Origin of the sequence: Ralstonia sp. ASV6, from assembly GCF_016429285.1 — a bacterium.
Classification (GTDB): Bacteria; Pseudomonadota; Gammaproteobacteria; order Burkholderiales; family Burkholderiaceae; genus Ralstonia; species Ralstonia flaminis.
Genome location: NZ_JAELUI010000074.1, coordinates 1 through 18,755 on the forward strand (window position 1 = coordinate 1; position 18,755 = coordinate 18,755).

At 63.2% G+C, this 18,755-nt stretch carries 17 protein-coding genes, 1 pseudogene and 1 riboswitch; of the genes and pseudogenes, 8 read left to right on the forward strand and 10 right to left on the reverse strand.

The window, feature by feature from the left end; genetic code table 11:
* Positions 1–159: pseudogene (locus JHD73_RS15620) on the forward strand (heat-shock protein); the annotation flags it as partial.
* Between the two features lie 250 nt (positions 160–409).
* Here JHD73_RS15620 and JHD73_RS15625 read toward each other — a convergent pair.
* On the reverse strand, positions 410–1,348 hold the full coding sequence (locus tag JHD73_RS15625) for an SDR family oxidoreductase (RefSeq protein ID WP_199031184.1): 939 nt from the start codon (positions 1,346–1,348) through the stop codon (positions 410–412).
* A gap of 171 nt (positions 1,349–1,519) precedes the next feature.
* Here JHD73_RS15625 and JHD73_RS15630 point away from each other — a divergent pair, with 171 nt between their 5' ends.
* Both JHD73_RS15630 and JHD73_RS15635 read left to right on the forward strand, forming a co-directional pair.
* Positions 1,520–2,431, forward strand: coding sequence for an acetoacetate decarboxylase family protein (locus JHD73_RS15630; RefSeq protein ID WP_199031185.1), 912 nt, complete (start codon positions 1,520–1,522; stop codon positions 2,429–2,431).
* A 51-nt stretch (positions 2,432–2,482) separates the two neighbouring features.
* Positions 2,483–3,727 carry a trans-acting enoyl reductase family protein gene (locus JHD73_RS15635; protein ID WP_199031186.1) on the forward strand — a complete coding sequence of 415 codons (1,245 nt, stop codon included), beginning with the start codon at positions 2,483–2,485 and terminating at the stop codon, positions 3,725–3,727.
* Between the two features lie 91 nt (positions 3,728–3,818).
* On the opposite strand, the gene JHD73_RS15640 is transcribed toward JHD73_RS15635, so the two are convergent.
* The 4 genes from JHD73_RS15640 to JHD73_RS15655 all read right to left on the reverse strand — a co-directional run bounded on the left by JHD73_RS15640 (position 3,819) and on the right by JHD73_RS15655 (position 7,707).
* The gene (locus JHD73_RS15640) at positions 3,819–5,549 is read right to left on the reverse strand and encodes a cation acetate symporter (protein ID WP_199031187.1); all 1,731 of its coding nucleotides are present in this window, start codon (positions 5,547–5,549) and stop codon (positions 3,819–3,821) included.
* The gene (locus tag JHD73_RS15645) at positions 5,546–5,854 is read right to left on the reverse strand and encodes a DUF485 domain-containing protein (protein WP_048934153.1); all 309 of its coding nucleotides are present in this window, start codon (positions 5,852–5,854) and stop codon (positions 5,546–5,548) included. The genes JHD73_RS15640 and JHD73_RS15645 overlap by 4 nt, the downstream gene beginning before the upstream one ends.
* Positions 5,855–6,162: 308 nt before the next feature.
* Positions 6,163–6,933 carry an alpha/beta hydrolase gene (locus JHD73_RS15650; protein ID WP_199031188.1) on the reverse strand — a complete coding sequence of 257 codons (771 nt, stop codon included), beginning with the start codon at positions 6,931–6,933 and terminating at the stop codon, positions 6,163–6,165.
* A gap of 297 nt (positions 6,934–7,230) precedes the next feature.
* Positions 7,231–7,707, reverse strand: a complete 477-nt coding sequence (locus tag JHD73_RS15655) for an OsmC family protein (RefSeq protein WP_199031189.1) — start codon at positions 7,705–7,707, stop codon at positions 7,231–7,233.
* Between JHD73_RS15655 and JHD73_RS15660 the strand changes: the two genes are divergently transcribed.
* Entirely contained in the window at positions 7,706–8,494 is a 789-nt protein-coding gene (locus JHD73_RS15660) for a GntR family transcriptional regulator (protein WP_233176999.1), read from the forward strand. The two genes, JHD73_RS15655 and JHD73_RS15660, sit on opposite strands and share 2 nt — an antisense overlap.
* A gap of 32 nt (positions 8,495–8,526) precedes the next feature.
* On the opposite strand, the gene JHD73_RS15665 is transcribed toward JHD73_RS15660, so the two are convergent.
* The 3 genes from JHD73_RS15665 to JHD73_RS15675 form a co-directional block, all read right to left on the reverse strand.
* Complete coding sequence (locus tag JHD73_RS15665) at positions 8,527–9,837, reverse strand: voltage-gated chloride channel family protein (RefSeq protein WP_199031190.1); 1,311 nt, start codon at positions 9,835–9,837, stop codon at positions 8,527–8,529.
* Positions 9,838–9,913: 76 nt separating this feature from the next.
* A riboswitch (Fluoride riboswitch) is annotated at positions 9,914–9,984 on the reverse strand.
* Positions 9,985–10,050: 66 nt separating this feature from the next.
* On the reverse strand, positions 10,051–11,103 hold the full coding sequence (locus JHD73_RS15670; RefSeq protein WP_199031191.1) for an AI-2E family transporter: 1,053 nt from the start codon (positions 11,101–11,103) through the stop codon (positions 10,051–10,053).
* Between the two features lie 138 nt (positions 11,104–11,241).
* A complete protein-coding gene (locus JHD73_RS15675; protein WP_199031192.1) occupies positions 11,242–11,838 on the reverse strand; it encodes a TetR/AcrR family transcriptional regulator in 597 nt (198 codons plus the stop codon).
* 147 nt (positions 11,839–11,985) lie between these two features.
* On the opposite strand from JHD73_RS15675, the gene JHD73_RS15680 reads away from it, so the two are divergent.
* From JHD73_RS15680 to JHD73_RS15690, 3 genes are all read left to right on the forward strand, one after another.
* Positions 11,986–13,062, forward strand: coding sequence for an MBL fold metallo-hydrolase (locus JHD73_RS15680; protein ID WP_199031193.1), 1,077 nt, complete (start codon positions 11,986–11,988; stop codon positions 13,060–13,062).
* Between the two features lie 22 nt (positions 13,063–13,084).
* Positions 13,085–13,249: a hypothetical protein gene (locus JHD73_RS15685; RefSeq protein ID WP_199031194.1), complete on the forward strand. Its 165-nt coding sequence runs from the start codon at positions 13,085–13,087 to the stop codon at positions 13,247–13,249.
* Between the two features lie 272 nt (positions 13,250–13,521).
* Positions 13,522–15,279, forward strand: coding sequence for a GGDEF domain-containing protein (locus tag JHD73_RS15690; protein WP_199031195.1), 1,758 nt, complete (start codon positions 13,522–13,524; stop codon positions 15,277–15,279).
* Between the two features lie 13 nt (positions 15,280–15,292).
* Here the strand turns inward: JHD73_RS15690 and JHD73_RS15695 are convergent, their stop codons facing one another.
* A complete protein-coding gene (locus JHD73_RS15695) occupies positions 15,293–16,105 on the reverse strand; it encodes a DUF6597 domain-containing transcriptional factor (protein ID WP_199031196.1) in 813 nt (270 codons plus the stop codon).
* A gap of 139 nt (positions 16,106–16,244) precedes the next feature.
* Here JHD73_RS15695 and JHD73_RS15700 point away from each other — a divergent pair, with 139 nt between their 5' ends.
* Positions 16,245–16,913: a glutathione S-transferase family protein gene (locus JHD73_RS15700; RefSeq protein WP_199031197.1), complete on the forward strand. Its 669-nt coding sequence runs from the start codon at positions 16,245–16,247 to the stop codon at positions 16,911–16,913.
* A 7-nt stretch (positions 16,914–16,920) separates the two neighbouring features.
* On the opposite strand, the gene JHD73_RS15705 is transcribed toward JHD73_RS15700, so the two are convergent.
* Positions 16,921–18,723, reverse strand: a complete 1,803-nt coding sequence (locus JHD73_RS15705; RefSeq protein ID WP_199031198.1) for a methyl-accepting chemotaxis protein — start codon at positions 18,721–18,723, stop codon at positions 16,921–16,923.
* Positions 18,724–18,755 lie beyond the last annotated feature (32 nt).

Genomic DNA, 18,755 nt, shown 5'->3' on the forward strand with positions numbered 1-18,755 from the left:
ACAGTCGATACCATTCTCTTCGCCGGCGGCTCCAGCGGGGTGCCGTTGCTGCGCGAGCAACTGGCGCAAGTGCTGCCGTCGGCGCGGCGCGTCGAAGGTGACCTGTTCGGCGGGATCGGTTCTGGCCTGGCGCGCGATGCGGCGCGCAAGTTTAGCTGACGGGCGGCGGGACGTTTCGAGCGTATCGAACCATCCGGGCTGGGATATCGCTGTCGTTGGAGACGAAGACCACGCCATGCTAGAGGCGAACCAACTCAAAGCGACGGACTCAGTTCGCAGGCTAAGCTCAATGCCGTCGCCAGACGGCTCAACAAACGTCCGCGCAAGACTCTAAACTGCGATACGCCAGCGGAACGATTCCATCAATACGTTGCATTGACCGGTTGAATCCGCAACCCACTGCGGTCGTTCAGGCATGGCTTCCCGCCCACTCGCGCCGTATCAGCTCCAACCCTTCCCGATAGCTCGTCACCTTGAACTCGGGGAAGCGATGCTTGAACTTGGTGGAATCAAACAGGTTGTCCTGCTCGTACCGGGGCAGCAACTCACGGATCTCCCGCACGGGCTTGGAGAAGATGCCCGCGGCAGTCATGACCCATTTGCCGATGACTGTGTAGGACGGCTGCCGGCCAAACACCTCGCTGGCCATGGCGACGAACTGCCTGTACGTCGGCCGATCGTCGTCGCAGGGCAGATGCCAGGTCTGCCCGAACGCATCGGACGCGTTGCCCAGCGCCGCCAGCGCGCGGCTGGCGTCGGGGGTCCAGATGAGTGTTCGCCGGGTGTCGTCGCGCACCGGCACGCGCGGCTTCTTGCCGGCCTCCAGATTTTCGATGACGAGCGCGTTGGTGAAGCTCTGCGTCTTACCCGGGCCATAGAACTCGGGCGCCCGGCCGATAAGCACGGGGATCTCTGCGCGTGCCATCTCTTCCAGCACCATCGACGCCATCGCCGCCCGCACCCTCCCCTTGCGCCCTACCGGCGCGAACGGCGTTGCCTCCGTCTGCAGCCTGGCATCCTGCGGATACATATAAGTGTTGTCGAAATAGGCGAACCTGGCACCAGCCGCCCGGCTGGCATCCAGCGCGTTCTTCAGCATGACGGGAAACTGCGCTTCCCACAGTTGCGTGTCCGGCGGCAGACCGGCGGTGAAATAGACAACGCTGCTACCCTTCACTGCCTCGGTCGTCTGCTTCGCATCGAGCAGGTTGGCCGGCACCAGGGTATCGGTGTCGTTCACCTTGCGCGGGTTGCGGCTCACCAGCCGCACTTCGCCCGTGTAGTTGCGATGCAGTTCTCGCGCCAGTTCCATGGCGATCTGGCCGTTCGCTCCCAATATCGTCTGCATTTCGTCCGCCTTTGAGAAGTTGCTGTCCTAGTTGTAGGCAGAAGACTAACGTTGAAGTCAACTTGAAGGTCAAGCCGACCGTTGCGACGAAATCCAACGCCTTGACCTTCAAGCCAAGTTCAATCTTAGAGTGTGTTCGCCGGTCAACCCACAGAGGAAAGGTCAACGCACATGGATACGCGGTTTACACAGGTCGAATTCGGGCCGCACAAGGTGGAAGTGTTGAGAGGCGGCTACTACGACCGCTATCGGATGAACCCGAATCTGGATGAAGTGGCACTGGACCCTGCGGCAGGAAATATCGATTTCTTTCGCCGGATCCCCAAGCGCTTGGCCGCCTCGCGCGTCGGCCCAACCTGGGCGCCCAACTTCTATTACCGCTCCAGCAGCATTCAACTGCTGTTTCTTGCACCGCTCGCGCGGTTGCGGGCCACCGTGCCTGAGCCGCTCGAACCGCTTCGGGCATTCCCGGGCCATGGGCTCGTCGCACTGACCTTCTTCTCGTATGCGGTGTGCGACAACGACCCGTACGACGAGGTGTCCGTTGCTGTGGTGATCCGTCGGCCTGGGGCACGCGGGTCACATGCGCTGGAACTGCTCGATTCCATGCGCCGTCGCAGCTTCGTCGCGCACGTGCTGGCCCTGCCCGTCACCACGGAGATCGCGCGCGTGCGCGGCGTACATGGCTATCAGTTGCCCAAGTGGCGCGCTGACATCGACATGCACATCGAGACCGCCGTGAGTGCCAGCATTGCCGCGCCCGGCGGTAAGCCGGATCTGACCTTGCATGCGCCGCTTCCCGCCCTGCGTAATGTCGTACCCCAGTCCCGCATGGGAACGACGACCATGATCAACAAAGTCGACGGCGCATGGCACCAGAGCACGGTGCAGAGCAACACGCTGTCGTTCGCCCAACGCCTGTTTCCGCGCGACATCAAGCTGGTGCGCAACGGCGGCCCGCTGAGCCAGCTGCTAGACGGACTGGGAGCGTCTACCGTTCTTCGGTTGGACGTTGTCAAAGACGCGCAACTGGTTTTGAATCTGCCAACGCCGCTGAAGGCTTTCGAGCATGCCCTCATATGAGGAAAAGGCGTTCATGCAGGCCCACTCATCCGCTCAGGAAAGGAAGACCCCATGACCACCCCGCAACATGACCTCGTCGTGTTTGGCGCCACCAGCTTTGTCGGCCAGATTCTGACCCGCTACTTGGCCGAGCAGTTCTCGGGCCAGGCCGAGACCCTGCGCTGGGCCATTGCGGGTCGGTCCGAAGCCAAGCTCAACGAACTCAAGCGCTCACTGGGTGCGGCCGGCGCCGCCCTGCCCGTCATCGTGGCGGATGCGGCCAACGAAGCCCAGTTGCGCGCGCTGTGTGCACAGACGCGGGTGGTGGTGTCCACGGTTGGCCCCTACGCACTGTATGGCGAGCCGCTGGTCAAGGTTTGCGCCGAAAGCGGCACCGATTACTGCGACCTCACTGGGGAAACCCAGTGGATCAAACGGATGATCGAGAAGTACGAGGCGACCGCGCAGCAATCAGGTGCACGCATCGTGCATTGCTGCGGCTTCGACTCGGTACCGTCGGACATGGGCGTCTACTTCCTGCAGCAACAGGCAATGCAGCAATGGGGTGTGCCGGCCACTCACGTGAAGATGCGCGTCAAGACGCTCAAAGGCGGCGCATCGGGCGGCACCGTGGCCAGCCTGATCAACGTGGTGCGGGAGGCCGCCGCCAACCCCGCCTTGCGCAAGGCGCTGGCCAACCCGTATGCCCTCTGCCCCAACGGCCACGGCTTCACGGCACGCCAGCACTCCACAAGGGGTGCGGCGTTCGATACCGATTTCGATGCGTGGATCGCGCCCTTTGTCATGGCGGCCATCAACGAGCGCGTGGTGCACCGCTCCAATGCGTTGTCCGGCAACGCCTATGGCAACCAGTTCACGTATGACGAAGCGGTGATCACCGGCAGCGGCCTGCAAGGCCGCCTGAGAGCTGTGACGATGGTCGCCGGCCTGGGGGCGTTCATGGTGGGTATTGTCATCAAGCCCACACGACGCCTGATGGAGCGCTTCCTGCTGCCCAAACCCGGCGAAGGCCCCAGCCCCGCAGCCCAGTTGGCTGGCCGCTACGACATCCGCTTCTTCGCGCGCACCGACGACGGCAAGACCTTGCGCGTGAAAGTCACGGGGGATCGCGATCCGGGCTACGGCTCCACCGGCAAGATGCTGGGCCAGGCCGCCGCCAGCCTCGCGCTCGACCATATCAAGGACGGCATCAAGACAGGGCGCCCCGGCGGCTTCTGGACGCCGGCCACCATGTTCGATGACCGCTTCATCGCGCGCCTGACCCGCCACGCAGGCCTGCGCTTCGAGCGCCTATGATCGACGCGTAGAAGATCGCGAGAGGGGACAACACTGGAAGGCAGGCGACGCGGCAGCGCACCGCCCGCCTCCCGTTTTGGCGCGCGGCCGCTCAGTGACCCGAAGCGCCCGCCGCACCGAGGCCCGTTTCCGAACGCACCTGCTGCGCATCGAAAGACGCCTTCTCAACCTTGGCACGCGCGCTGGTATCCAGCACCGAGAACAGCCACACGCCCACAAAACCGATCGTCATCGAGAACAGCGCCGGCGAGGTGTATGGGAACCATGCAGAGCCCTTCGGATACCCCAGCGTGGCTTCCCACACCGACGGCGACACGATCGTCAGCCCTACCGACGAGATCAGCCCCAGGAACCCGCCGATCACCGCACCACGCGTGGTGCAGCCCTTCCACAGCATCGAGAGGAACAGCACCGGAAAGTTGGCCGACGCCGCCACCGCAAATGCCAGCGACACCATGAACGCGATGTTCTGCTTCTCGAAGGCGATGCCCAGCAGCACGGCGATCACACCCAGCACCAGCGTGGTGATGCGCGACACCTTCAGCTCATCCGCACTGTTGGCCTTGCCGTGCTTGAACACCGTGGCATACAGGTCATGCGACACCGCCGAGGCACCCGACAACGTGAGCCCTGCCACCACCGCAAGAATCGTGGCAAAGGCCACAGCAGAGATGAAGCCGTAGAACACGTCACCGCCCATCGACTTGGCAACCAGCACCGCAGCCATGTTGGCCGTGCCTGCACCGCCCTTGATCACACCCTTGGCCACATCAGAGAGTTCCGGATTGGTCAGCACCAGCGTGATCGCACCGAAACCGATGATGAAGATCAGGACGTAGAAGTAGCCGATCCAGGTGGTCGCCCAGAACACCGACTTGCGTGCTTCCTTGGCATCCGGCACCGTGAAGAAACGCATCAGGATGTGCGGCAGCCCAGCAGTGCCGAACATCAGCGCCATGCCGAACGAGATGGCCGAGATCGGGTCCTTGATGAAGCCGCCCGGCGACATCACCGACAGGCCGATCTTGGTGGCATCGTCCGACGACTTGCCGGCATTGGTGGCAATGGCGGTCTTCACTTCGACGGCCTTGGCGAACAGCGCTTCGGGGCTGAAGCCGTACTGCGCCAGCACCATGATCGCCATGAACGTCACGCCGGCCAGCAGCATGCACGCCTTGATGATCTGCACCCAGGTCGTCGCGGTCATGCCGCCAAACAGCACGTAGACCATCATCAGCGCACCGACGATCACTACCGCCACCCAGTAGTCGAGCCCGAACAGCAGCTTGATGAGCTGCCCCGCGCCGACCATCTGTGCGATCAGGTAGAAAGCCACCACCACCAGCGTGCCGACGGCGGCAAAGCTGCGGATCGGCCCTTGCTCAAAACGGTAGCCCGCCACATCGGCAAAGGTGAACTTGCCAAGGTTGCGCAGCCGCTCGGCCATCAGGAACGTGATGATCGGCCAGCCGACCAGGAAACCGATGGAATAGATGAGGCCGTCGTAACCAGAGGTCATCACGGCCGCAGAAATGCCCAGGAAGGACGCGGCCGACATGTAGTCGCCCGAGATCGCCAGACCGTTCTGGAAACCGGTGATGCCGCCGCCGGCATTGTAGAAATCTGCCGCCGAGCGCGTGCGCTTGGCCGCCCACTTGGTGATCCACAGCGTGCCTGCCACGAACAGCGCAAACAGCACGATGGCCGTGGTGTTGGTTGCCTGCTTGGCCGTCTCGCCAACATCACCGCCCGCTGCAAAGGCAACACCGCAGGCACCGGCGGCCAGCAGCGCCACCAGCATCATGGAAAGCGTCTTCTTCATTTGGCGACATCCTGCAGGATGTCCTGCGTCAGTTGATCGTATTCGTTGTTTGCGCGGCGCACGTAGAGGCCGGTGATGACGACGGTGAAAGCAATCACCGCCATGCCGACCGGCACGCCGACACTCATCACACCCGCGCTCACGGGCTTGGCGAGAAACGGCTTATTGAATGCGATCAGTGCGATGTAGCCGTAGTACACAACCAGCATCGCCACTGTCAGAAAGAGGCCGAGCGCATTGCGCCGGCGCTTGAGCTGCGCATACTTCGGATGCGCCGCGATTTTTGCTACCAAACCATCCTGCATCGCCTGTCTCCTGAATTGCTCTTGAATGAGTGCGGCGATTCTGGATAGCGAAACTGACTGAACTCTTACTCGGCCCCTCATGAGCGGTGTGGCAGGCACTATGGTTTTCCCTAGCGCTGCCGGGCTTGTTGCGCCGAGATGTGCTGCAGCAGCGATTGGGGAATACGCTCGCGACTGCAGCGGGAGACCTCAACAAGCCGTGATCCGGGTGCCTCGTATCAACAGCTGAGCGATCCAACCGCTACCGCACTGCCAGTCCGCGCCGCTTCAGCCCCACTCACCAGCCTGAAGCGGAACCTCGCGTGGCTTCAGTTCTTGATGGATTGCGCTGCGGCCTGTTCGATAAGCTTCGCCACTTCGGCCGGATGCGAGATGTAAGCGACGTGGCTGGCGTTCTTGATCTCGATCGTCTTGCTGCCTGCGCGTGACGTCATGAAGCGCTCCAGATCAGGATTGATCGCACGATCTGCGGTGGCGACGACGGCCCAGCTCGGTTTCGTCCTCCAGGCAGCCTGCTTGATCGGCACGCCAAATGACTGCGCAGCCGGTGTCACCTGCGAGATCGCCATGAACTTGGCTTCAGCGGCAGGCACGTCGGCAGCAAAATCGGCATGGAAGGACACCGGGTCAAAGTACAGATAGCCATCGGGGGTCGGTTTGATGGCCTGGGTGGCGGGCGGGATCTTCTTGGTCAGGTCGAGCGGGCTTTCGCCGGTGTCGGGCTGGAACGCGGCTACGTAGACAAGACCCGCGACCTTCTCGTGGTTGCCGGCCTCCGTGATGACAGCACCACCGTAGCTGTGGCCAACCAGGATGCTGGGGCCGTCCTGCGCCTCAACCACGCGGGTGGTGGCTTTCACGTCTTCATCGAATGACGTCTCTGGTTGCTGCACGACGGAGACCTTATAGCCATCGCGCATGAGAATCTTGGCAACGGCCTGCCAGCCCGAGCCATCGGCAAAGTAGCCGTGCACCAGCACGATGTTCTTGACGGGCGCGGCGGCCGTTGCGTTCGAGCTAAGCGCCACTGCAGAGAAAGCGACGACAGCGGTGCGGATTGCGTAAGAGAGGACTTTCATGGTGACACTCCTTGGGGCTGTGTGGACAAAGGCACATCGTCTGAAGGCGAAGCCGCAGAACGGACAGTGGATCGGGGAGGAATAGCCGCCAATCAACGCATCGCCGTCCACCCATCTCACGCACCATTTGTTCTAATTATGAACAGCTGTGCGCATAGCGGATGTGTCGTGAATCCTAGGAATGAGACCAAAATTACGCAAATACATAGCACCAATATCGACTATCCGAATTTCAGATAGTGGTGGCCGGCCTATCCAGCAGCGGCCCGCCCATGTCGCGCCCATCGCGCCAACACCTTAGGCACCGGAAAACTCGATGGTCGGCTCGCAGCGGACGGGGAAATTCACGGAGTTCGCCACGTAGCATTGCGCATGCGCTTTGTGGTGCAGTTCGGCGGCCAGCGTATGGTCATCGCCATCACGAATAACCACCCGGGGGCGCAAGACAACGCTGGTGAACCGTCCGCCATCGGGGCGATCCACCATCGTCCCTTCCGCGTTGTCGACATAGTCGAGCACGCAGATGCCGGCGTCGGCACACAGATGCAGATACCAAAGCTTGTGGCACGCCGACACCGAAGCCAGCAGCAGATCCTCCGGACTCCAGCGCGCCGCATCCCCAAGAAACGCCGCATCGGACGAGCCGGAGATCTCCGGCTTGGTGCCCGCGCGGATCACGTGATCGCGGCCGTATGCGCGGTACCCCGATGTGCCCGTGCCCCTGTTGCCGATCCACTGCACTGCAACGCGGTAGTTGTGCTCGCCGTATGCCATGGTGCCCTCTATCGATTTCGAAACGTTGAACGGTGGCGTCGGACCAGCCGCGCTGGGTCTCACTCGCCTCACTGACCTGCGGGCGCATTCTGGCATGAGATTCTTCGTTTGGTATACCATTATTCCAAATGAACGGATGAACACGATGGAAGCAAAATTGGATTCCACCGCAGACGCAGTGGCCGCTTCGTTGCGGGAAATGATCGTCAACGGCGAGCTGACCGGCGGCGAGCGGCTGGTCGAACGGGATTTGGCCGACCGCTTTGGGGTCAGCCGCATTCCCATGCGTGAAGCCATTCAGCAACTGGAGCGTGAGGGACTGCTGGAGACCTTCAGAAACCGCGGTGCCGTCGTACGCATGCTGACCGCGGCAGACGTGAAGGAAATCTATGACCTGCGCGCCCTGCTCGAAGGGGATGCGATCTACCAAAGCGTGAAGCAGCTCGATGACGAAACGCTGGCACGCGCGGAGCTTGTCCATCGGCTGTTGGACGACGCGAGTTCAACGACAAGACAAGGCGAGCTCAACCGCGAATTCCATGCGCTGCTGTATGCGTGCTGTGGCAACGCACGCCAGCTCAAGGCCATTGCAGAATTGCGCGGCCAGGTTGAACGCTATGAGCGGCTGCAGAACACGCTGCTTGCAGACACACCGTCGTTCCAGCTAGAGCACGATGCCATCCTCCAGGCCTGCCGGGAGCGCAACGCTCGCGGCGCGCGCTCGATGACCATCGCGCATCTCAATTCAGCCAGAGCCACTGTGATGCAACTCGTCGAAGACGATTGAGGATGGAGATCGCGCGCGGCCGGATCCGCAGATCAGCGTTGCGGGCGCTCGGTGGAGTCTGCGGACGCCTGCCCGATCGCCTGAGCGGCAGACAGGTCAGCCCCTTCCGGCTCGGACGGGCGCTTCGCATGGTCGATGCGCTGCGCGTGATAGATGCCGGCGTGACCTGAGAAGAGGTAGCTCACCACGCAGGCAATGCCGGCAAACGTGCCGACCTCGGGGCCGAAGAGCTCCATCGCCATCAGGGTCGATGCAATGGGCGTATTGGCTGCGCCCGCAAACACCGCAACAAACCCCAACCCCGCCAGCAGCGGGAACGGCAGCGGCAACACATAACCGAGCGCATTGCCCAGCGTCGCACCGATATAGAACAGCGGCGTCACCTCACCGCCCTTGAAGCCGGAAGCCAGCGTCACGATGGTAAAGGCAGCCTTGCCTGCAAAATCGTATGCCGGCAACGGATTGTGAAAGGCATCGACGATGACGGGAATACCCAGCCCGAGGTACCTGTCAGTCCCCAGCGCCATGGCTCCAGCCACGACGACGCAGCCGCCCAGCACCGGGCGCAGCGGCCCAAACGGAATACGGTGCTTCAGCAGGCGGCCGAGCTTATGCGTCAGCGCTGCAAACGTCTTGCCTGCCAAGCCGAAGACGATGCCGGCAAGCACCACCATGCCAATCGCAACCGGCGTGAGGTGCGGAACAAACGGAATCGCATACGGCGTGTGATGCACCCCCAGCAGTGGCGGCACCAGATCGCCAACGATGGCTGCGATAAAGCACGGCAGAATCGCGTCGTACCGCAAACGCCCGATGGCGAGCACCTCCAGGCCAAACACGGCACCGGCCAGCGGCGTGCCAAACACCGAAGCAAAACCGGCGCTGATGCCGGCCATCAGCAGGATGCGGCGGTCGCCCGGGTCGAGCTTGAACAAGCGCGTCAGATAGTCAGCAAAGCTCCCCCCCATCTGAACAGCAGTCCCCTCACGCCCGGCCGAGCCGCCAAAGAGGTGAGTGACAACGGTACCGAGCAGGATCAGTGGCGCCATGCGCTTGGGCACCACGCGCTTCGGGTCGTGAATCTCGTCAATCAGCAGGTTGTTGCCGCCCTCCACCGAACGGCCTGTGTAGTGATACAGCAGGCCGACGGCAAGGCCGGCCAGGGGCAGCAGCCACAGCAGCCACGGGTGTGCCAAGCGCGTGTCAGTCGCCCAGTCGAGCGCCAGCAGCAACACGGCAGAGCCGAGCCCGGCGAGCATGCCAACGAGCGACCCGAGCGAGAGCCAGCGCAGTAGATACGCCAGCATGAGCAGTGGCTCGGAACGTGTGATCTTTCTCTTCATGATGACCAGATTCGAAGAACGCAAACCTGGACGACAGGATGTCGTGTGGACGTGAGCCTACAACTTCCTTGCCCAGGAACTTGTAGGCATCATCAGCCAGCAGTTGCTGCCGGCGGTTAAGGGAGGAATGCCATCTCCACAAGATGGCGAATTGTGCCTGAAATCAGCAACGCCGTGGGCATGAGCGTGAAGCCCATCACGGCGCAGTCTGTGTCATTCAGCCTGCCCGGCGCGCGCGATGATGTCCCAGCTAGCCATGAACAGCGCGGCGACGAGTGGCCCGATCACAAAGCCATTGATGCCGAACAGCGCCATCCCGCCAAGCGTTGAGATCAGCACGACCCAGTCGGGCATCTTTGTGTCCTTGCCGACGAGGATCGGGCGCAGCAGGTTGTCCACGAGCCCGATCACGCCGACGCAGAACACCACGAGGATCGCGCATTTCCACAGCTCGCCCGTCGCCAGGAAATACAGCGCGGCAGGCACCCAGACAAGGCTTGCACCAATCGCAGGCAGCAGCGACAGAAATGCCATCAGCGCACCCCACAGCACCACGCCCTGAATCCCCAGAACCCAGAAGATCAATCCGCCGAGCGCACCCTGCACGAGCGCAACTGCGATGTTGCCTTTCACGGTGGCGCGCACGACCGTCGTGAACTTGGCCAGCAGCAGGTTCTTGTGCTCCTCGTCGAGCGGCAGTGCGCGGCGCACGCGACGGCCGATCTCACCGCCATCGCGCAGCAGGAAGAACACCATGTAAAGCATCACGCCAAAACTGACGACGAACTGAAACGTGTTCTGACCGATGCTGAGCGCCTGGGTGGCCGCAAACTGGCTGATCTGTGCGGCACCGTCACTGAGCTTGCGCTGGATGCCGGGCAGATTGGCCAGACCGTACTTGGCGAGCAACTGCTGGATCGACGCCGGTAGCACATGGATGGCGTCCTGAAAGTACTGCGAATAGTTGGGCTGCGCGTTCTTGATTTCCTGATAGACGTAGGCCACTTCCTGCACGAGCGTGATCGCCACGAACAAGAGCGGAAGAATCACGATCAGGATGATCAGGGTGAGCGTGACGAGCGCGGCCAGATTGCGCCGCTTGTTGAACCGGGCGACCAGCCAGCGCTGCACGGGCTGAAACAGAATCGCCAGAATCACGCCCCAGAACACCGCCCCGAAGAACGGCGAGAGTATCCAGCAAAGCCCGACGGTGACGGCGAACAGCAGAAGGTAGAAAAAATACTGGCGGTCGTGTCCGCTATCCATGGTGCGCCTTCGCGTGCAGGTGAAGTCTGAAGGCTCCGGGCAAGGCCAGAGCCACGTGAGTTGAACCGGAGTATGCCCGCGACGGTGCTGTTGTCATAGCGGTTGCGCGCGCAGCCGCCAGCGCACGCAAAGGTGGCGTTAGACAGGCATCGGGTTGCGCAACCCGGAGACCATCAGCCCAACCAGGCGCTTTGCACCGGCTTCCCAATCGGTGTCGACGCCGAACGTGGCCACACCGGCAATCGCACACAGCAGTTCAAGCGGCTCGATCGGATGATGGATCTCGCCGGCCTCTCTTGCACGCTGCATCAGCAAGGTCAGTGCCCCGATGATCGCGTCGGCAGACAAGGTGCACAGCCTGTCGGCACCCTCGCCATCCTCGCCGCTGACCATGCAGTTGAGTACGTCGGCGTGAATCTGCTTGTTGGACAGATAACCGATGAACAGGAGCAGCCATGCCTGAATGGCGTCCAACGGCGCGAGTTGTGCGGACAGCTGTTGTGCCGCCTCAACGAGCCGGTTGCCCTCATCCCGGTAGATCTCGTCGATAAGCGCCTCGCGTGTCGGAAAGTGCCGGTACAGCGTGCCGATGCCCAGGCCCGCCTCACGCGCAATGTCTTCAAGGCTGGCGGAAACGCCCTTCTGCGCAAACGCCGCCTTTGCCACGTCCAGCAGGCGTTGGCGGTTGCGTTCGGCATCGGCGCGGGGTTTTCGGCTTGTGATCTTCTCGGCCACTGAATCGGGTCTCACTTGACAAACGGAGGCCGCCTCATGTTATATCCTCCCATCCGGCGGCGCAAGGCACACTTGCCTGGAGGACGCGTCAGTCAGGGCTTGAGGCTTTGCCTGATCCGCTTGCCCCTTGCTGTTGGAGTTCTCCACATGTCGCTGCGTCCCGCCACGTCGTCCTCGCCTGCTGCCGCCCCCGCTACATCGGCAACGCCCAGCGCGGACAACAAGTTTCATAACCTGATCAGCCGACCCAGAACCAAAACAGGTTTCTGGGCAGGGCTGCGCCTGATGTGGGCTTTTTTCAACAAGCCCGCGGGTACCGTGCCGGAGCAGCCGGTGCCGACCCAAGCGTTGACGCGTGAAGCACTGCTCGCAGCGCCCGATCGCTCACTGTTTCGCCTCGGCCACTCGACCGTGCTGCTCAAGCTGCGCGGTGTTTTCTGGCTGACCGATCCGGTCTTTGCAGAGCGCGCCTCGCCGGTGCAGTGGCTCGGCCCCAAGCGGTTTCACGCGCCCCCGATCACGCTGGCGGACCTGCCGGAGATCGAGGCGGTCATCCTCTCGCATGATCACTACGACCATCTGGACCACGAAACCGTCCGCACGCTCGCGCCCAAAGTGAAGCACTTCCTCACACCGCTGGGCGTGGGTGACCGGCTGATCGATTGGGGCATCGCCGCCGACAAGGTGCGGCAGCTCAACTGGTGGGAGTCGACCACCGTGGGCGGCCTGCAATTCACCGCTACACCCGCACAACACTTTTCGGGCCGCACGCCGTTTGATGGCAATCGCACGTTGTGGGCGTCGTGGGTCATGATCGATGACGACCTGCGGGTCTTCTTCAGCGGCGACACCGGCTACTTCCCGGGCTTCAAGACCATCGGCGAGCGCTTCGGGCCATTCGACCTGACCCTGATGGAAACCGGTGCCTACGACCCGCGCTGGGCCTATGTACACATGCTGCCGGAGCAGACCGTTCAGGCGCATCTGGATTTGCGCGGGCGTCGGCTCGTGCCGATCCACAATGGCACGTTTGATCTGGCGTTCCACGCCTGGCAGGAGCCGTTCGAACGCATTGCCGCGGCGGCGCGTGCCCACGCGGTGGAAGTACTGACGCCAACCATCGGTGCACAACTCGACATGGTGCAGCCAGCCCCCACACCGGCCTGGTGGCGTGCCAGCGCAGAAGCATCGCCGCTGGCCGCCGTGCCCTCCACGGCTACCTGAGCTGCCTGTCCCGATCACGAGCGTGGCGTTCGTGACGTTGGTCGAGCAAGGGCGGGGTGCGCTGGGTGATCCGGTCTCGCGCTCCATCCCCGCATGGAAACCATTTGGCGTTGCCGTGGCAGGTTCGCGCAAGCACAACCGGATGGTCTGCCGAGGCGCAAGACTCAAGGTGTCATTGATGGCTTGACGCAGATCTGCGTTGTCGGCGAACGAAACAATATCTGCCGTAACAAAGGTACCTCGCCGCCCAGAACGGGCCTGGCCCGCCTTAAAGGATCCGCAAGAATCCCTTTTCATTTGTTTGCAGTCTGACAGCAGCGTGAGCGTTCAATGACGACGTAAAGATGCCCTCCGTCTTGCCGTTAGGCTGGGTAAGCACCGCGCACATCCGCTGCGCCCTCCCTCGCCGAGTCGCCCGCCAAGACGCCACCGCTCCCGCTCATGTCCTCAGAAACGTCGATGGACAGGCGCTTCGGCGCCAGTGTCGCCATCGTCCTGATCCCGGTGCTCACGCTGTCATGCTGGCTGCTCGGCTACGCATGGCTCGCCTATGGCCGGGCAGATGACGCCGCTCGCAGCTTCCAGGCACTGCGCGCCGTGCTGTTGACGATGGAGAAAGTCTCCGCCGAGCGTGGCCCGACCAACGCGGTGCTGGGCGAGGACTTGCCACTGCCAGCAGAGCGTACGGCCGCCCTGCAACGCATGCGCGCCACCAGCGATGAGCACATCGCCACGCTGCTCAACGCACTGCAACCTGATCACTGCCCCGGCTGCGTTGCCGACGCCGATGCCGCGCGCCAGGCACAGGCCGACCTGTCCCGCGCGCGCCAGAACGTCGACAACCTCGTCGCCCTGCCCCTAGCGTCGCGCACCAGCGGCGCGCTGGCGGATGCGGTGGACCGCATGATCGGGGTAATTCCCGAATTCATGCCGATCATCAACGCACGCACGGCCAACATCACGCGCGGCGACCCCGACGTGCTCAACTGCCTGACACTGGCCCGACTGGCGGCCGACCTGCGCGAATACGCCGGCCAGCTCGGCTCGCGCTTCACCAGCGCACTGGCCATGCACCGCAAGCTGACGCTGGACGAACAGCTCGCCATCGCGCGCACGCATGGGCGCATCGATCAGCTGCGCGTCATGATTGAGACACGCCTCGTGCGCGGGTCAGCGCTCGGCCAGCACGCTATGGACACGCTGAACGCACAGTACTTTGGCGACGGCCTGCGCTATCTCGAAGCCGTGCGCGCCGCCACCGACCAGCCAGGCGGGGCGGACGTCACCACTGGCCAGTTCGCCGAGCGCTACGTGCCGACGATGCACGCCATCACCGATTTCCGCGACAGCGTGCTGCGCCTGGCCGAAGACGACATCCGCGCGCACCGGCGCGCCATGCTGTGGGTGCTGCTGGGCTCGGCGGCGGCTGTACTGTCGGCGCTGGGGGCGCTGGCGTGGATGATCGTCTCGTTCCGCCGTGACGTGGTGCGCCCGTTCGTCAACGCCACGCGCCTGATCGATGCCATCGCGGGCGGCAACCTGAGCCTGCATATTCCGACCAGCTTCACGCGGCGCGAGATCCGCGCCATGTTCGAGGCGATCCGCGTGCTGCGCATCAACAGCATCGAGCGGCGCCGGCTTGAACTGGAGCGTGCGCACCTGATGCAGGAACTCGCACGCATGGCCGAGACCGATCCGCTCACCCAACTGCTCAACCGCCGCGCCTTTGAAGATCAGTCGATTGCGATCTGCAAGGCGCCCGAACCCAAGGCGCCCTTCATCGCCCTGGTGATGTTTGACATCGACCACTTCAAGCGCATCAACGACACCTACGGCCACGCCATCGGTGACGAGGCACTGCGCACCGTCGCGCGCTTGTGCCGCACCGATGGCCCCGCGGCCGACCTGGTGGCGCGCATTGGCGGCGAAGAATTCGCGGTGATGGCGTGGGCGGACAGCCTGGACCAGGCACGCAGCGTAGCCGAGCGCCTGCGCAAACGCATTGCCGAGGTGGCCGTGCCGACTGGCACCGACGTGCCTTGCCGCATGACGGCCAGCTTTGGCGTGGCCGTGGCAAAGGCAGCGGACCACCCGACGCTGGAATCGCTGCTCAAGCGCGCAGACCGTCTGCTGTATGAGGCCAAGCTGGCCGGGCGCAACCGTATGAAGAGCGATCCGCCGTCGCCCGCACACGACTTATCCGCAGCGGCCGACTGAGGCGCATGGCGCGTCAGGGCTGATTGGTACGCCGATACTCTGCCGGTGCCTTGCCAACAAGACGACGGAAATCGCGCGTGAAGTGCGCCTGGTCGAAATAGCCAAGCGCGTGCGCAAGTTCGGCCAGATCGACGGCCGCGCCGTTGGCAAGTTGATCGGCCGCTTCATGCAGGCGGTAACGGCGAATCACCCACTTGGGCGTCACCCCCACGTACTCTGAAAACACTTGCTGCAGCGTGCGCTCACTCAGGGCCACGCGTTCGGCAAGATCACACACCTGGGTCAAACCCGCGTCTTGCTGCAGGATCTGCAGGATGGTGTGAATGCGCTCGACCTGCGGATCGGGTTGCGGCAAGACGCGCAACAGCAGCGTTTCTGCGGCAGCCACCATGCCCGCGTCATCCCGCGCGCTGAGCACGAACGCTTCGGCCTGCGCATCGTCGCAACCAAGCAGCGTGGACACCGGCAGCACCTTGTCGGTCAGCAGGTGCACGGGCTTGCCGAAAAACGCACGAAAGGCACCGGGCCGAAACCGCAGGCCGATCACGCGACCCGCCTCGGCCAGCGTGGTCTCAAAGGCGCCTGACACCACGCCAAAGATGCCCGTCTGCCGCTGGTCGAACACCACGTTCACACACGGATACGGCAGCGTGCGCTGCGTGAACGGCGGCTGGCCACGCAAATCCCATTCGACAATCCAGTGGTGATCGAGCACGCCGGCCAGCGCGGCACTCGGCTGGTAGCGGTTCAGGCGAACACGCTGACGAAAGGCTAGCGGGTCGACCACGCCCTTGGGGCTGTCGACAACGTCACGCAGGTCGGTCATGGAAGTGCCATCAGAAGCGATGCCGCGATGATGCACCGCCACAGCGGATTTTTCCAAGACGGGGACGGATCGTCAGCCTACAGTGGCAGTCTCTGATGCCCACTGCCACCGCAGCATCCACCACACACCGGAGACCACGATGTCGCGAGACCGCCACCTGATCCTGTATCACTCGCCGCGCAGCCGCTCGCGGGGCGTGCGCATGCTGCTCGAAGAACTGGGCGCCGACTATGAACTGCGCCCCTTCGACCTGAGCACAGGCGAACACAAGACGCCGGCCTTCCTTGCCCTCAACCCACTGGGCAAAGTGCCGACGCTGTGCCGCGGTGATGAGGTGGTGACCGAGCAGGTTGCCATCTACCTATATGCGGCGGAGCTGTATCCGGAGGCGGGTCTGTCACCGGCGGTGGGGGACCCGCTGCGCGGTGCGTATCTGCGCTGGATGGCGTTCTACGGCGCGTGCTTTGAGCCCGCCGTGGTGGACCGCTCGATGAAGCGCGAGCCGGCCGCCTATTCGCAGTCGCCGTATGGCGACTTCGACACGGTGATCAACACGATCAACGCGCAACTCGCCAAGGGTCCTTACCTGCTTGGCGAACGCTTTACAGCGGCAGACGTACTGTGGGGAGCGGCACTGGGTTGGATCACGATGTTCAAGCTGATGCCGGAAACACCGCTGGTACGCGCCTACATTGACCGCATCATGGCGCGCCCGGCCATACAACGTGCGCAGGCGGCCGATCTGGCGCTGGCGGCAGAACAAGACGCAGCCAAGGCGGCGGCCAGTGCAGCCGCCCCGGGCGCCTGAATCAGGCTCAGTGCGACAGACGGAACTGCCCCACGGCCTCGTTGAGGTTGTGGGCCTGTTCCTCGAGCGATTCCGCAGCGGCGGCGGCCTGCTCCACCAGCGCGGCGTTCTGCTGGGTCACCTGGTCCATCTGGTTGACGGCCTGGTTGACCTGCTCGATGCCGCTGCTCTGCTCTTCCGACGCTGCAGAAATCTCGCCCATGATGTCAGTCACGCGCTTCACCGCATCGACGATCTCAGCCATGGTCACGCCCGCCTGGTCGACCAGCGCCGTACCGTTGGAAACGCGATCCACCGAGTCGCTGATCAACGCCTTGATTTCCTTGGCTGCACCGGCTGAACGCTGCGCGAGGCTGCGCACTTCGCTGGCCACCACGGCAAAACCGCGGCCTTGCTCGCCTGCGCGGGCGGCTTCCACCGCAGCGTTCAGCGCCAGGATGTTGGTCTGGAACGCGATGCTTTCGATCACGCCGATGATGTCGGCAATCTTCTTGCTGCTCTCGTTGATGCCGCCCATGGTCTGCACGACCTGGCCCACCACGTCGCCACCACGCGTGGCCACATCCGATGCAGTGACCGCAAGCTGGCTCGCCTGACGCGCGTTGTCGGCGTTCTGCTTCACGATGCTCGTGAGCTCTTCCATGCTCGAGGCAGTTTCTTCCAGCGAGCTGGCCTGTTCTTCCGTGCGTTGCGACAGGTCTGCATTGCCGGCGGCAATCTCCTGCGCGGCGGAGCGCACCGAATCACTGCCCAGGCGGATCTGCTGCATCACCGCCGTGAGCTTGTCGGCAAAGGTGTTGAACGAGCGCGCGATCTGCGCGACTTCGTCTTCGCCGTCCGCAGGCAGGCGCTTGGTGAGGTCACCGCTGCCCGAGCCGATGTCGTCCATCGCATCGCGAATCAACGACAGGCGGCGGAATGCGCGCGCGGTCATCGCACCCACGATCAGCGCGGCCACGATGGCCACGCCCACCAGCGCGCCAGCCGAGGTCATCACCAGCGAGCGCATGCCCGCCGTCGCGTCAGACTTGTCCAGCGCAACAATGAGGCCCCAGTCGGTGCCCTTCACGCCCTGGCGCCAGAGCAGTTTGGGAACGCCGTTGATGGTGACTTCCGTCAGCTTGTCGGTTTGGGTCAATGCCGTCAGCGCGCTGTCGCTCAGCGCCGCAGACAGATCGGTCGCAGGCTTGAGTGTCAGCTTGTCATCTGCATGTGCGACGATCTTGCCGGCTGCGTTGACGAGGAAGCCGTAGCTGGCCGGCGTCGGATGAATGGCCTTGACGTTGGCGATCACGCTGTCCATCGCCACGTCACCGCCGATCACACCTTTGAGGGCGCCGCCCTGCAGGATGGGCACCGCAAAGGTCACCACGAGCTGGCCCGTGCTGGCGCTGACGTACGGCGGCGTCACTACCGGCTTGCCGGCGTCCACAGCCTGCTTGTACCAGGGGCGCGCGGTCGGGTCGTAAGTACTGGGGATCCCTTCCGGGTTCGAAAACTTGTACGACTTGTCGGGGTAACCGACATAGATGTTGATGAAGCCGCCAGCCTGATGCACAGCCTTGAACACAGGCACCGGGTCAGCGGTGAGGGCAACATCTTGCAACGACGCCACCATCTGCGTCTTGATGGCAACCCACTCATCAATGGTGGAGGTACGGCCACGCACAATGGCCTGCAGGCTCAAGCGGGTCGATTCTTCGTTGTATGAACGCGTAACGAGGTAGTTGAGGCCACCAGCGAAAGTCAGTGCGCCGACCACAATGGCAACGCAGGTCAGCAAAATGCGGGTACGAATGGAAGCAAGCACGGTATGGTTTCCTACGAAGCCCATGGCGGCGG